The organism is Litorisediminivivens sp. KMU-197 (assembly GCF_056858395.1).
On the sequence record NZ_JBXEQG010000010.1, the window covers coordinates 27,388 to 40,660 of the forward strand.

The 13,273-nt window shown below is 65.5% G+C and carries 12 protein-coding genes; 9 read left to right on the forward strand and 3 right to left on the reverse strand.

What is annotated here, in order from left to right:
* Window positions 1-86: 86 nt before the first annotated feature.
* The 3 genes from AC04PT_RS16915 to AC04PT_RS16925 are packed head-to-tail and all read right to left on the reverse strand — an operon-like array spanning window position 87 to window position 2,972.
* Window positions 87-1,190 carry an NADH:flavin oxidoreductase/NADH oxidase gene (locus AC04PT_RS16915; RefSeq protein ID WP_482874911.1) on the reverse strand — a complete coding sequence of 368 codons (1,104 nt, stop codon included), beginning with the start codon at window positions 1,188-1,190 and terminating at the stop codon, window positions 87-89.
* Entirely contained in the window at window positions 1,187-2,125 is a 939-nt protein-coding gene (locus AC04PT_RS16920; protein ID WP_482874912.1) for a dihydrodipicolinate synthase family protein, read from the reverse strand. The genes AC04PT_RS16915 and AC04PT_RS16920 overlap by 4 nt, the downstream gene beginning before the upstream one ends.
* A 16-nt stretch (window positions 2,126-2,141) precedes the next feature.
* Window positions 2,142-2,972 (reverse strand): sugar phosphate isomerase/epimerase family protein, encoded by an 831-nt coding sequence (locus AC04PT_RS16925; RefSeq protein WP_482874913.1) that lies wholly within the window; start codon window positions 2,970-2,972, stop codon window positions 2,142-2,144.
* Window positions 2,973-3,069: 97 nt separating this feature from the next.
* Here AC04PT_RS16925 and AC04PT_RS16930 point away from each other — a divergent pair, with 97 nt between their 5' ends.
* The 9 genes from AC04PT_RS16930 to AC04PT_RS16970 all read left to right on the forward strand — a co-directional run bounded on the left by AC04PT_RS16930 (window position 3,070) and on the right by AC04PT_RS16970 (window position 13,272).
* Window positions 3,070-4,188, forward strand: a complete 1,119-nt coding sequence (locus AC04PT_RS16930; protein ID WP_482874914.1) for an NAD(P)/FAD-dependent oxidoreductase — start codon at window positions 3,070-3,072, stop codon at window positions 4,186-4,188.
* A gap of 91 nt (window positions 4,189-4,279) precedes the next feature.
* Window positions 4,280-5,719 carry an NAD-dependent succinate-semialdehyde dehydrogenase gene (locus AC04PT_RS16935; protein WP_482874915.1) on the forward strand — a complete coding sequence of 480 codons (1,440 nt, stop codon included), beginning with the start codon at window positions 4,280-4,282 and terminating at the stop codon, window positions 5,717-5,719.
* 141 nt (window positions 5,720-5,860) lie between these two features.
* A complete protein-coding gene (locus AC04PT_RS16940) occupies window positions 5,861-7,465 on the forward strand; it encodes an ABC transporter substrate-binding protein (protein ID WP_482874916.1) in 1,605 nt (534 codons plus the stop codon).
* Between the two features lie 26 nt (window positions 7,466-7,491).
* On the forward strand, window positions 7,492-8,469 hold the full coding sequence (locus AC04PT_RS16945; protein ID WP_482874917.1) for an ABC transporter permease: 978 nt from the start codon (window positions 7,492-7,494) through the stop codon (window positions 8,467-8,469).
* Window positions 8,466-9,356: an ABC transporter permease gene (locus tag AC04PT_RS16950; protein ID WP_482874918.1), complete on the forward strand. Its 891-nt coding sequence runs from the start codon at window positions 8,466-8,468 to the stop codon at window positions 9,354-9,356. Before AC04PT_RS16945 ends, AC04PT_RS16950 begins: the two co-directional genes overlap by 4 nt.
* A 5-nt stretch (window positions 9,357-9,361) precedes the next feature.
* On the forward strand, window positions 9,362-10,342 hold the full coding sequence (locus AC04PT_RS16955; protein ID WP_482874919.1) for an ABC transporter ATP-binding protein: 981 nt from the start codon (window positions 9,362-9,364) through the stop codon (window positions 10,340-10,342).
* The gene (locus tag AC04PT_RS16960; RefSeq protein ID WP_482874920.1) at window positions 10,339-11,349 is read left to right on the forward strand and encodes an ABC transporter ATP-binding protein; all 1,011 of its coding nucleotides are present in this window, start codon (window positions 10,339-10,341) and stop codon (window positions 11,347-11,349) included. The genes AC04PT_RS16955 and AC04PT_RS16960 overlap by 4 nt, the downstream gene beginning before the upstream one ends.
* Window positions 11,325-12,473, forward strand: a complete 1,149-nt coding sequence (locus AC04PT_RS16965) for a M24 family metallopeptidase (RefSeq protein WP_482874921.1) — start codon at window positions 11,325-11,327, stop codon at window positions 12,471-12,473. Before AC04PT_RS16960 ends, AC04PT_RS16965 begins: the two co-directional genes overlap by 25 nt.
* Window positions 12,474-12,519: 46 nt before the next feature.
* A complete protein-coding gene (locus tag AC04PT_RS16970) occupies window positions 12,520-13,272 on the forward strand; it encodes an SDR family NAD(P)-dependent oxidoreductase (protein WP_482874922.1) in 753 nt (250 codons plus the stop codon).
* The last annotated feature ends 1 nt before the right edge of the window (window position 13,273 follow it).

Genomic DNA, 13,273 nt, shown 5'->3' on the forward strand with positions numbered 1-13,273 from the left:
CTGCAGACAAAAAGAAACGGCCCGGCACATCGCAGTGCCGGGCCGCTTTATATGGGGCCGTCCGGCGGTGCCAGACAGCCCGCGCCTCAGGAAGCAAGCTTGAGATAGAAGGCGTAGAGCTTGGGCAGGATCGAGGCAGGTTCCGGATGTCCCAGATCCTGCGCGGCGTGATAGGGCCATGCCGGATCGCGCAGCATCCCACGGGCCAGAGCCACCAGGTCGGCCTTGCCCTCGGCGATGATATCGTTGGCCAGCCCGGCCTCCGTGATCATGCCGACGGCGACGGTGGCCAGACCGGTGTCACGTTTTATGCGCTCGGCGAAGGGCACCTGGAAACCGGCTTCCGGCTTCTGCGCCGCCAGCCGCATCCCGGCCGGAATGCCGCCGCCCGACGCATCGATCATGTCGACACCCTCGGCCTTCAACGCATGCGCCAGCGCCACGGTGTCATCCAGCGTCAGCCCGCCGCCTTCGCCATCGACGCAGGAGGCGCGATAGAGCAGGGGCACGTCGTCCGGCAGGGCGGCGCGCACCGCGCGCGCAACGCGGACCGGCAGGCGCATGCGGTTTTCGACAGCGCCGCCGTAGTCGTCGGTGCGCCTGTTGGAGAAGGGCGACATGAATTCGTGCAGAAGGTAGCCGTGCGCGCCGTGGATCTCGACGCCGTTGAAACCGGCCTCCATCGCGCGACGCGCGGCGGCGGCGAAGTCCTCGACGATGGCATCCATCTCCGCGACCTCTAGTGCGCGGGGCGTGTGCCAGCTTTCACGGGCGGGCACGGTCGAGGGCGCAACGGTGGGCCAGGGCGGCTCGGCGCTGCCCGGCTCCAGCGGTCCGGCCCCGTCCCAGGGCCGCATGGTGGATGACTTTGCCCCCGCGTGATTGATCTGCACGAAAATCGGGATGCCCTGTGCGCGGTAAAGATCTGTGATCTCGCGCCATGCGGCAACCTGTTCGTCATTGTAAATGCCGGTGCAGCCGGGGCTGATCCGGCCGTTGGGGCTGATCCCCGTCGCCTCGACCACGACAGAGCCGACGCCCGAGGTGGCATAGCGCCCGTGATGCGCCCGGTGCCAGTCGTTCGGCACGCCGTCGATGGCCTGGTACTGGCACATCGGTGCCAGCATGATCCGGTTCGCGAAGGTCACGCCACGCAAAGTAAATGGGGTGAAAAGCGGAATATCAGTCATGCTGCCTTGCTTTCCAGTTCATCCATCAGGACGTCAAGCTGATCCATGATGCCCTTGAGCTTTTCGGCCTTCGCCAGATCATCCGCGCCCAGCGAGGCGAACGTCGTCAGCGGCGGGCGCACGTCGCCCACGGGATAGCCCGCCTTGGCCGCGAGCGCCTTGGAATAGCACTGGTGGCCATAGGTCGGATGGCCTTCGGCGATGACATGCTCGATCACGGTGATATGGCGCTGGATGCGCTTGGCATCCTCGATCCGGCCAGCCTCGAGCAGATCCCAGATCCGGGTCGATGCGCGGGGGATATAGTTGCCGAAGGGGTTCACGTAGCCCACGGCGCCCAGCAGGAAGCTCTCGACAATGCGCTCGCCCGCGAAGACGTTCATCATCCCCTCGGTTTCCTCGACGATGTCATAGACACGGGCGACGTCCATCGACGCCTCCTTGATATAGCGCACGGTGTCGAATTCGCGGGTCAGCCGACCCACCAGCTTGGCCGACATGTCGACGTTCGACGTCACCGGGTTGTTATACAGCATGATCGGCAGATCGCAGGTTTTGGTGATCGTGTCGTAATAGCCGACGATCTCGTCCTCGGTGGGGGTGTAGTAATAGGGCGGAATGATCATCAGCCCCTGCGCCCCGGCCTCCTCTGCCTCACGCGCATAGCGGGCGGCGGTGGGGCTATGGGCGTTGGACGCGCCGACCAGCACGTCGATCCGCCCGTTCACATGCGCCACCGTGTCCTCGACAAAACGACGGCGCTCATCGTCCGACACGGTCAGGAACTCGCCCGTCGTGCCAAGGATGATGACACCCGGCACGCCCTGTGCGATCTGCCAGTCAATGAAGCGGCGGTTGGCGGCAAGGTCGATGTCGTCACCGCCCTCGGTAAAGGGGGTGACGTTGACGGAATAGCTTCCGCGGAACTCTTTCATCGGGTCTCTCCGGGGGTTACAGCGCCGCCCAGCCGTGATCGGCAAGGATGGCGTGGGATTTTCGGATGTCGCCGTCGGGGTCGGCGGCGGGATCGTTGGCGTCGGTAATGATCTCCAACACCGTCATCTTGTCATAGCCGATGTCCTTCAGCGCCTGCATCGCGGGGCCGGGATCGACGATACCGGTGCCGAGCGCGTCATGTTTGAACACATCCGCCGGGCTGTCCGAGATATGCACATTCTCGACCAGATCGCCCAACATCCGGATTGCTTCGCCCACGTCTTCCTTGATGTAGGCCGAATTGCAGACGTCGAAGTTGACGCCGACATCGCCGATCCGGTCGCAGAGATCCTTCATGTCCTGCGCCGAAGGCCGGTGGGTGAACGGCACGTTTTCCAGCAGGACGCGGATGCCGGCGCCCTTGGCGTGTTCGACGACCTTCTGCGCGCTCTCGACGAACCAGTCGTCCAGCCAGTCCTTCGGTGGGTCGATCAGCCCGCCGTAGACGCCGGGGATCATCACAACGTAGGGGCAGTTCAGCTCCGCCGAGAGGTCGATCGCCTCGCGGTAGCGGTCGAGCGTGTATTGCCGCATATGGCGGTCGGGCGAGTTCGGGTTGTTGTCGATCAGCGGATAGCAGAACGAGGTGATGCTGGTGCCCTCGCCATTGAGCCAGGCCTTGTACGCCTTCACGTCGGCCTCGGACAGTTCCGAGGGCCAACAGTGCGGCGGAAAGATCATCAGCTCGAACTTGTCGTAACCCATGCCGTGCAGATGGCGCAGGGAATCGAGCCCGGATTTTGAGTAAAGGTAAGGAAAGGTGCTGGCTGCGACCTCAAGTGCCATCGGGGAATCCTCCGTGTCGGTAAATTCGCTATGTTCATTATGCGGACAAAAGTTAGTATAGCGAACACAAGAGGCGGTTCAACGGGGTTTTTCGCGTATGCGCTATGATCTGGCAATTATCGGCGGCGGGCTGGCGGGCACTGCCACCGCCTATTACGCGGCCAAGGCTGGCGCGCGGGTGGTTCTGCTGGAACGGCGCGACATCAACCTTGGCGCGTCGGGGTCCAACGCCGGGTCGATCCATGCACAGATCGCCTTTGATCCGTTTCGCCACTTGGGTCCGACGTGGGCGCAGCGCTATGCCGAGGTGCTGCCGCTTTTCATCGAATCAATCGGCCTCTGGGCCGGGCTTGAGGCCGAGCTGGGCGGCGACCTCGGGTATTCTGCCAAGGGCGGGCTGATGGTGGCCGGGTCCGAGGACGAGATGGAGATGCTGCGCGTCAAGGCGGGGATCGAGCGCGACGCGGGGCTGCGGATCGACCTCTGGGATGGTGCTGACCTCGCGGAGCGTGCGCCGTTCCTGACCAGCGGCTTTCCCGGCGGCGCCTTCTGTCCGATCGAGGGCAAGGCCGATCCGTTCAAGGTGACGCCGCTGTTCCTGCGCCGCGCGCGCGAGGCTGGGGCGGAGTTGCGCCGCAATGCGCCGGTGACGGCAATCGATCCCGAGCCAGGCGGTTTTGCAATTATGACGGGCGGGCAGGTGATCCACGCGGCGCGCGTGGTCAATGCGGCCGGAGCGCAGGCGGCCGATGTTGCGCGGATGCTTGGAGTCGTGGTGCCGATCGAGGCACATGCGATCCAGGTCAGCGTCACCGAAAAGCGGCCGCCGCTTTTGCCATGGCTGCTCTATTTCACCTCCGAAAAACTGACGCTGAAGCAGGCGGCGGAGGGTGGCTTCCTGATCGGTGGCGGCTGGCCGGCACGGATGCGGGGCGGGCCGGTGGTCGATCACCGTTCGGTGCTGCGCAACCTCGCGCTGGCGCAGCGGCTCGTGCCGGGCTTGGGCGCGGTACAGATCGTGCGGACCTGGGCAGCCGTGGTCAACGGCACGCCGGATTGGCGCCCGGTATTGGGCGAGGTGCCGCAGGTGCCCGGCTTCTTCCTCAACCTCTTTCCCTGGATGGGGTTCACCGCCGGGCCGTTGGTGTCAAAGGCCATCGCGGCGATGGCGCTGGGGCAGGAGCCCGAGGTCGATCTAACGCCGTTTTCTCTCTGACAGCCGCGCATTCCGCGAAGATCAGTTGCCATTTTCGCGAATCGTACGCTATACGAACAATTGTACGGAAAATTCGGAAAGGGAGATATGGATGTCGGATCTGCTGCGTGAGGCCAACCTGATTGCCGGCGATTGGGTCGGCGCGGACAGCGGCGGTGCGATCGACGTCACCGATCCGTCGAGTGGCGACATCATCGGACAGGTGCCCAACTGCGGGGCCGATGAGACCCGCCGCGCAATTGACGCCGCCCACGCGGCCTTTCCCGGGTTCGCCGCCAAGACCGTCACCGAACGCGCCGCCCTGCTGCGCGCTCTGGCGGCGGAAATCACCGCGAATGCCGACGCCCTCGCCCGCATCCTGACGATGGAGCAGGGCAAGCCGCTGGCGGAATCGAAGGCAGAGGTGCTGTCGTCCGCCGCCTACGTACAGTGGTTCGCCGAAGAGGTCCGCCGCGCACGGGGCGAGGTGATCCCCTCTCCCTGGCCCAACCGCCGGCTGATGACCACCAAGCACCCGGTCGGCGTGGTCGCCGCGATCACGCCGTGGAATTTTCCGTCGTCGATGCTGGCGCGCAAGCTGGGCCCGGCGCTGGCGGCCGGTTGCCCGGTGGTGGTGAAACCGGCGACCGCCACGCCCTTCAGTGGCCTCGCCTGGGGAGTGCTGGCCGAACGCGCGGGCTTCCCGCCCGGCGTGGTCAACATCCTCACCGGATCGGCCCGCGCCATCGGTGGCGAAATCATGGAGAACGACAAGGTCCGCAAGGTGACGTTCACCGGCTCGACCGAGATCGGCAAGCAGCTGCTGCGCGGCGCCGCCGGCACCGTCAAGAAGGTCAGCATGGAGCTTGGCGGCAACGCGCCCTTCATCGTCTTTGACGACGCCGACATCGACCGCGCCATCGACGGCGCAATGATCGCCAAGTTTCGCAACGCCGGCCAGACCTGCATCTGTTCGAACCGGGTCTACGTGCAGGCGGACATCTACGACGCCTTCGTCGAGCGGCTGGCCGAGCGGGCCAAGGCGCTCAAAGTCGCGCCCGGGCTGGAAGAGGGCGCCGAGCAGGGGCCGATGGTGGACGCGCCGGCGCTGGCCAAGATCTCCGAACTGGTGCAGGACGCAGTAGACAAGGGCGGCCGCGTGTTGGCCGGCGGCGCACCGCACGACCGCGGCGGGCTGTTCTATGCCCCCACTGTCATCGCCGGCGCCACGCCCGAGATGCGCGTCACGCAAGAAGAGATCTTCGGCCCCGTCGCCCCGGTCTATTGCTTCGAGACCGAGGAAGAGGCCATCGCCCTGGCCAATGACACCGTCTACGGCCTCGCCGCCTATGCCTATACCGCCGATCTCGGCCGGGCCTTCCGGCTTCAGGACGGGCTGGAATACGGACTGATCGGCATCAACGAGGTGCTGATCGTCGCGCCCGAGATACCGTTCGGCGGGCTCAAGGAATCCGGAATGGGCAAAGAAGGCGGCTGGCAGGGACTCGATGACTATCTCGAGACACGCTACACCTGCATCGGCGGTATGTGAACGTAAGTTCGCTATGTGAAATTTCTGGACAGGTCGGTCCGAATGAAGTAAAAATTTTTTACAACGCGAGCGGATCGAACCGTTCCACACCACAGGGCGTCGCGGTCGCGGTGCCGTCACCCGACAAGGAGATGATCCATGATGAAATGGATGACTGGCGCTTTGTGCGCCACAATGATGACGGCTGTGCCGGCGCTGGCGCAGGAGGTGTTGACCATCGGCGTCCGGTCCGAGGCCAGTTCGCTTGATCCGCACTGGACGCAACTGTCCGCCGACGTGCAGGTGCACGAACATATCTTCGAGAAGCTGGTGGCGCTGGACAGCGCGTCGCAGCCGGTGCCCGGCCTTGCGGTGTCCTGGCAGCCTGTGGACGAGACCACGTGGGAATTCAAGCTGCGCGACGGCGTGAAGTGGCACGACGGCGAGGATTTCACCGCCGACGACGTCATCTTCACCTTCGACCGGCTCAAGGCCGGCATTTCCGGCGCGCCGGCCTCGCCCGCCTTCCAGCTCGACAAGGGCAGCAAGCAGTGGAAAAAGGTCGATGACCTGACCGTGCACATCACCACCGACGGGCCTTACCCGACCGTGGCCGAAGACCTTGCCATGCTGCCCATCGTGGCGGAACACGCTGCCAAGGGCGCGACCGAGTCAGTGGACTACAACAGCGGCAAGGCCACCGTGGGCACCGGCCCGTTCAAGTACGACAGCTTCAACCCCGGCGACAGTGTCACTGTTGTCAAGAACGACAACTGGTGGGGCGGCGACGTGGAATGGGACGAGGTGGTCTTCAAACCCGTCACCCAGGATGCCTCGCGTCTCGCGGCGCTGCTAAACGGCGACGTGGACATCATCGATTATCCGCCCACCGTCGATCTGCCGCAGCTGGTCGAGAACCCTGATTTCACCGTCTCGACGATCCCCTCGGACCGGCTGATCTACCTGATGCCCGGCTACAAGCACGTCGAGCCCTTCATCACCGACAATGACGGCAACGTCATGGTGCCCAACCCGCTGCGCGACTGGCGCGTGCGCAAGGCGCTGAGCCTCGCCGTCAACCGCGAAGCCATCCGCGACCGGATCATGGGCGGCGCTTCGCTGCCCGCCAAAAACATCGTGCCGCCGGGCTTCTTCGGCTATGTCGAAGGGCTCGAGGCCGATGCCTATGATCCCGAGCAGGCGCAGGCGCTGCTGAACGAGGCCGGCTATGGCGCGGGCTTCCGCATCACCCTGCACGGGCCCAACGACCGCTACATCAACGACGCCCGCATTCTCGAGGCGGTGGCGCAGATGTGGTCCCGCGTGGGCATCACCACCGAGGTCGACGCCATGCCGCGCAACATCTTCTTCTCGCGGCTGATCCGTGGCGACGAACTGTCGATGCCCGGCTTCGACGTGCCGGAATTCTCGATGTCGATGACCGGCTGGGGCACCGTGGCGGGCGAGGCGACCTATACCGTCTCGGGCACGCTGGAAACCTACAACGCCGCGACTGGTGGCGGAAACGGCAACTTCGGCCGCTACTCCAACCCGGAAATCGACGCGCGGTCGGTCCTGGCCAAGCGCACCGTCGACACTGAAAAGCGCCGCGCGCTTCTGGAAGAGGCGATCCGCATCGGCATGGGCGACTACGCCTATATCCCGCTGCATTTCCAGGTGAACTCCTGGGCGATGCGCAAGGGTCTCGAACACCAGCCGCGCACCAACGAGCGCACGCTGGCGACCGAGATCAGCCGCGTCGAGTGACCTGAAAGCGGACGAGGCGAACCGATATGGCCGAATACATTTCAAGGCGCGTGCTACAGGCGCTGCTCGTGCTGATCGTCATGACGATGCTGGTTTTTTTCGGCGTCAACGTGATCGGCAACCCAGTCTATATCTTCGCCTCGTCCGAATGCGATCAGGCCTGCCTGAATGCAATCATCGCCGATCTCGGCCTCGATCAGCCGATCTGGCGGCAATACCTGACGTTCCTTGGCAATCTGTTGCAGGGCGACATGGGCAACAGCTTCACTCACGGAATCCCCGCCCTGCAACTGATCTTCGAACGTCTGCCCGCGACGCTGGAGCTGGCCTTTTCGGCGCTGGTCATGGCGCTGGTGGTGGGCTTGCCGATGGGCATTTACGCCGGGCTGCGGCCCGATGGCTGGAGCGCGAAGCTGATCATGTCGTTTTCCATGGTCGCCTTTTCGCTGCCGGTGTTCTGGATCGGGATCATCATGATCCTGACCTTCTCGGTGCAACTGGGCTGGATGCCCTCGGTCGGGCGCGGTGATACCGTGGACCTGGGCCTTGTCGAGGTCTCGTTTCTGACGCTGAACGGCTTGCACCACCTGGCCATGCCCGCCTTCACCCTGTCGCTGATCATGATGGCGATGGTGATCCGGCTGGCCCGCGCCGGCATGCGCGAGGTCATGTTCACCGATTACATCAAGTTCGCCCGCGCCAACGGCGTGCCGGAACGGCGCGTGTTGGGGGCGCATGCGTTGAAAAACATCCTGATCCCCATCGTCACTGTGCTGGGGATGGAGTTCGGCGGTGTCATCGCCTTCGCCGTGGTGGTCGAGTCAATCTTTTCATGGCCCGGCGTCGGCAAGATGCTGATCGACGCCATCGCCGTGCTCGACCGGCCCTTGATCGTGGCCTACCTGATCTGCGTGGTCTTCATGTTCGTGACCCTGAACCTGCTTGTCGACATCCTCTATTCCCTGCTCGACCCGCGCATCCGTCTGGGCGGGGGCCGGGCATGAGCCTCGCCGCCAATCCCCCGGCCGCCGGGTCGGCCCGCGACCTGACGCAAAGGTTCCTGAGCGATCCCGGCGCGATGATCGCGCTGGTGGTGTTCGCGGGCTTCTGCATCGCCGGGTTTGGCGCGCCGTGGATTGCGCCGCAAAACCCCTATGACCTGCGGCAGGTCGATATCCTCGACAGCCTGATGGCGCCCGGCAGCGAAAGCTTTACCGGCATGACCTACTGGCTGGGCACAGACGGGCAGGGGCGCGACATGCTGTCGGCCATGCTTTACGGCATCCGCATTTCGCTGATCGTCGGGCTGGCATCGGGGCTGTTGGCGCTGGCCTTCGGCACGCTGGTCGGGCTGATCGCGGCCTACCGGCGCGGATGGGTCGATACGGTGCTGATGCGCATCGTCGATCTGCAACTGAGCTTTCCCACCATCCTCGTGGCGCTGATCCTGCTGGTGATCCTCGGGCGCGGGGTCGACAAGATCATCTTTGCGCTGGTCGTGGTGCAATGGGCCTATTTTGCCCGAACCGTGCGCGGCGTGGCACTGGTGGAAGGCGCGCGCGACTACGTAGAAGCGGCGCGGGGCCTGCGGCTTGGCGGCATCCGCATCCTTCTGGGGCATATCTTGCCCAACTGCCTGCCGACCATGCTGGTGGTGGCGACGATGCAAATGGCGGCGGCCATATCGCTCGAGGCGACGCTGTCGTTCCTCGGCCTCGGCCTGCCGCCGACGCGGCCCTCGCTGGGGCTGCTGATCGCCAATGGCTTCGACTACCTGCAATCGGGCCGCTACTGGATCTCCGTGCTGCCGGGGCTGGTGCTTCTGGCGATCATCATCAGCGTGAACGTGCTGGGCGACCGCCTGCGCGACGTGCTGAACCCCAGATTGTGAGGCCCATGATGACCCCCGTTCTGGAACTCAAGGACGTGCAAACCAGCTTTGTCACGCCCGGGCTCACCCTCCACGCGCTGCGCGACCTGTCGCTGTCGGTGACGCGCGGCGAGATCCTCGGGCTTGTGGGGGAAAGCGGATCCGGCAAGTCGCTGACCGGCTTTTCCATCAACCGCCTGATCAGCCCGCCGGGTCGGGTGACGGCGGGCGAGGTGCGGCTGCACGGGCAGGACATCCTGCCGCTGCCCGAGGCCGAGATGCGCCGTCTGCGCGGGCGCAAGGTGGCGATGATCTTTCAGGATCCGATGATGACCCTGAACCCGGTGCTGCGCATCGGCACCCAGATCCGCGACGCCCTGCTGGCGCATGAGAAGCTGTCCCGCAAGGCGGTCCGCGCCCGCGCCATCGCCGCGCTGGACGAGGTCGGCATTCCCGCGCCGGAAGAACGTCTGACGGCCTATCCGCACCAGCTTTCCGGCGGGATGCGCCAGCGGGTGGCGATTGCCATCGCGCTCTTGCATCAGCCCGAACTGGTGATCGCGGACGAGCCCACCACCGCTCTCGACGTCACCATCCAGGGCCAGATCCTCGCGCTCGTGCAGATGCTCTGCCGCGAGCGTGGTACGGCGCTGATCTGGATCAGCCACGACCTGTCGGTTGTGGCCGGCCTCGCCGACCGCATCGCCGTGATGTACGCCGGGCGCATAGTCGAGGAAGGCCCGGTCGATGCCATCCTCGACGCGCCCGCGCATCCCTATACCGCCGGCCTCATCGCCTCGGTGCCCGTTCCGGGCCAGCGCGGCGGGCGGCTGCGGCAGATCCTCGGACGGATGCCCACACTCACCGATCTGCCGCCGGGCTGCGCCTTCGCGCCACGCTGCGCGCGCGCCACTGAAGCCTGCGGCGTCATGCCGACGCTGGAGTCCGACGACGCCGGGCGGTCCGTACGCTGCTTTCACCCGCTGACACGAGGGGCCATGGCATGAGCGATCCTGTCCTCTCGGTCCGCAATCTCGGCCGCCGCTTCGGATCCGAGGGCGATCTGGTCACGCGCGGCCTGCGCCGACTGGGCCTCGCGCCGCCGCCCTCGGTCGTACGCGCGGTCGAGGATGTGAGCTTTGACCTCTATGCCGGCGATGTGCTGGGCGTCGTGGGCGAGAGCGGCTGCGGCAAGTCCACGCTTGGCCGCATGGTGGCAGGCCTGCTGGAGCCTTCGACCGGCACCATCACCCGTCCGGATGCCAGCGGCGCGGCACTGCTCATGCAGATGATCTTTCAGGATCCGTTTTCCTCGCTCAACCCGCGCAAACGGGTCAAGTCGCTCATCGGCGAGGCCCCTCGCGTCCATCGCATCGCCGCTCCGGGCGAGGTCGAGACCTACGTCGCCGACCTGATGGAGCGCTGCGGCATCGATCCCTCCTATGCCGACCGCTTCCCGCATGCCTTTTCCGGCGGCCAGCGGCAGCGTGTCGGCATTGCGCGCGCACTTGCGGTCAAGCCCGAAGTCCTCGTCTGCGACGAGGCGGTCAGCGCGCTCGACGTCTCGATACAGGCGCAGATCGTCAACCTCTTCATGGACCTGCGCGACGCGCTGGGCCTGACCTACCTGTTCATCAGCCACGACCTTGGCATTGTCGAACATATCTCGGACCGGGTTCTGGTGATGTATCTCGGACGCGTGGTCGAACAGGGGCCGGTAGCGCAGATCTTCGACACGCCCGCCCATCCCTATACCCGCGCGCTGATCGAAGGCGTGCCGCGGCTGGACCGTCGCCGCGCCGTCTATGCGCCGATCAAGGGCGACATTCCTTCACCGCTCGACCCGCCTTCGGGCTGCGCCTTTCACCCGCGCTGCCCGCTGGCGACCGATATCTGCCGGGCCAGGACGCCCGCGCTGCGCGACATGGGCGACGGGCGTCAGGCCGCTTGTCACCACGCTGAAACCCTGACCAAAGAAGGAGAGCCCCCTTGGCCAGTTACTCGGACCGGATGACCCGGTTTTGCAACAGCATCGACGGCAAGGCCGACCTGATCTTTTTCCCCATCGGGACCGATCTGGACTACCTCACCGGCATCCACCGCGACATTCCCAACTATGGCCGCAACCTGCATCCCGGCCACTGGCTCGAAGGCATGTGGATCGCGCCGGGCCGCGAACCGATCCTGACGCTGCCGCGCATGACCGCCGAATTCGGCAGCGCCGGCGGCATCACCGGTGTCGATCTGCGGGTGCTGGGCGACTGGGACGATCCCGTCGAAATGGTGCAAGGCATCCTCAAGGATCTCGGTATCGGCGAAGGTGCCACCGTCGCGGTGTCCGAGGATGGCGAGGCCGAGGCGCTGATGCAGTTGCAAAAGCTGATCCCCGGCGTGCAATTCGCCAACGGCACGGCGCTGTTACGCCCGATCCGCGTGATCAAGGACCAGGACGAGATCGACCTGCTGCGCCGCGCCGGCGAGATCACCGAAAAGGCCTTTGCCGCCACGGTGAAGAACCTGCGCTTCGGCATGACCGAGCTCGAGATCAGCTCGGAAATCGACTACCAGATGAAGGCGCATGGCTCGCTGGGCCCGTCCTTCACCACCTCGCTCTACAACTCCGGCCCGGACCATCCGCTGCGCTTCAGCGACAAGCTGGGCACATGGCCGCGCAAGCTGGACAAGCCGGTGTCGGTGAACTTCGATTTCGGCGCGGTTCTGGATGGCATGTGCTATGATTTCGGCCGCACCGTGGCCTTCGGCGCCCCGACCGAGGAACAGCGCCTGGTCCACAAGCTGGTCATGGAAAGCCAGGCCGCCGGCATCGCAGCGCTGAAGGCGGGTGAAGTCACCTGCGAAGAGGTCGACAAGGCCGCCCGCGACGTGCTGGAGGACGCCGGCTTCGGAAAGGACTTCCGTCACCGATTAGGCCACGGCATCGGCTGGGACGTGCACGAACCGCCGTTCCTGACCAAGGGCGACACGACCACCGTGCGCGAAGGGATGGTCTTCACCATCGAGCCATCGATCTTCCGCGACATGGATTTCAGCGCGCGGGTCGAGGATTGCATCGTCGCCCGTCCCGGCGGCGGCGAAGCGCTGACCTCGGGCTTCAAGGACCTGATCGTTATCGAATGAAAGGCACGTGCCTCCATCCCGGGGGCGCTTCACGTGAGAGGCTGCAATGATCGACCTGACCGGCAAGAAAGCCCTGGTGACAGGCGGTGCCCGTGGTCTGGGCTTCGCAATTGCCCGGACGCTCGACAGGGCAGGGGCCGACATCTGTGTCCTTGATCTTCCGGCGGCACTGGAGGCGGCCGATCTGCCCGCAGGCTGGCACCGCCTGCCGGTCGATCTGACCGCACCGGACGCCGAGGACGCGCTGAATGCAGGGCTTGCGCCTCTGGGCCAGCTCGACATCCTGATCGCGAATGCCGGACGTGTGCCGCCCTGGCGCAGGATCGAAGCGCTGGACATAGGCGAATGGGACGCGGTCTTCTCGCTCAACGTGCGCGGCGTCGCGCTGAGCCTCAAGGCGGCGGCACCGCACCTGAAGAAGACACGCGGCGCGGCGGTACTCATGGCCTCGATCAACGGTTATGTCGCGCATCCCGACCAGTCGCTCTACACCGCCAGCAAGCACGCGGTACTGGGGCTGGCCCGTGCGGCCGCGCTGGACATGGGACGCGACGGGGTGCGCGTCAACGCGCTGGCACCGGGGCCGATCCTGACGGATGCCCTCCGCGAACGCATCGACAGCCGTGCGGCGCAAGGCGGCACACCGGCCGAACAGGCCATCGCGGCGCTCGAAGCCCAGACCGCGCTGGGCCGTCTGGCAACCGAGGCCGACGTGGCCCATGCCGCCTGTTTCCTCGCCTCGCCGCTGGCCGCCGGGATCACCGGCGTGTGCCTGCCGGTCGAGGCCGGACTTGCCTGAC

What these genes read in the sequence shown, in the direction of transcription:
- AC04PT_RS16915 (WP_482874911.1), bottom strand. Translation starts at nt 1,190, where the DNA reads ATGACTGATATTCCGCTTTTCACCCCATTTACTTTGCGTGGCGTGACC.
- AC04PT_RS16920 (WP_482874912.1), bottom strand. Translation starts at nt 2,125, where the DNA reads ATGAAAGAGTTCCGCGGAAGCTATTCCGTCAACGTCACCCCCTTTACC.
- AC04PT_RS16925 (WP_482874913.1), bottom strand. Translation starts at nt 2,972, where the DNA reads ATGGCACTTGAGGTCGCAGCCAGCACCTTTCCTTACCTTTACTCAAAA.
- AC04PT_RS16930 (WP_482874914.1), top strand. Translation starts at nt 3,070, where the DNA reads ATGCGCTATGATCTGGCAATTATCGGCGGCGGGCTGGCGGGCACTGCC.
- AC04PT_RS16935 (WP_482874915.1), top strand. Translation starts at nt 4,280, where the DNA reads ATGTCGGATCTGCTGCGTGAGGCCAACCTGATTGCCGGCGATTGGGTC.
- AC04PT_RS16940 (WP_482874916.1), top strand. Translation starts at nt 5,861, where the DNA reads ATGAAATGGATGACTGGCGCTTTGTGCGCCACAATGATGACGGCTGTG.
- AC04PT_RS16945 (WP_482874917.1), top strand. Translation starts at nt 7,492, where the DNA reads ATGGCCGAATACATTTCAAGGCGCGTGCTACAGGCGCTGCTCGTGCTG.
- AC04PT_RS16950 (WP_482874918.1), top strand. Translation starts at nt 8,466, where the DNA reads ATGAGCCTCGCCGCCAATCCCCCGGCCGCCGGGTCGGCCCGCGACCTG.
- AC04PT_RS16955 (WP_482874919.1), top strand. Translation starts at nt 9,362, where the DNA reads ATGATGACCCCCGTTCTGGAACTCAAGGACGTGCAAACCAGCTTTGTC.
- AC04PT_RS16960 (WP_482874920.1), top strand. Translation starts at nt 10,339, where the DNA reads ATGAGCGATCCTGTCCTCTCGGTCCGCAATCTCGGCCGCCGCTTCGGA.
- AC04PT_RS16970 (WP_482874922.1), top strand. Translation starts at nt 12,520, where the DNA reads ATGATCGACCTGACCGGCAAGAAAGCCCTGGTGACAGGCGGTGCCCGT.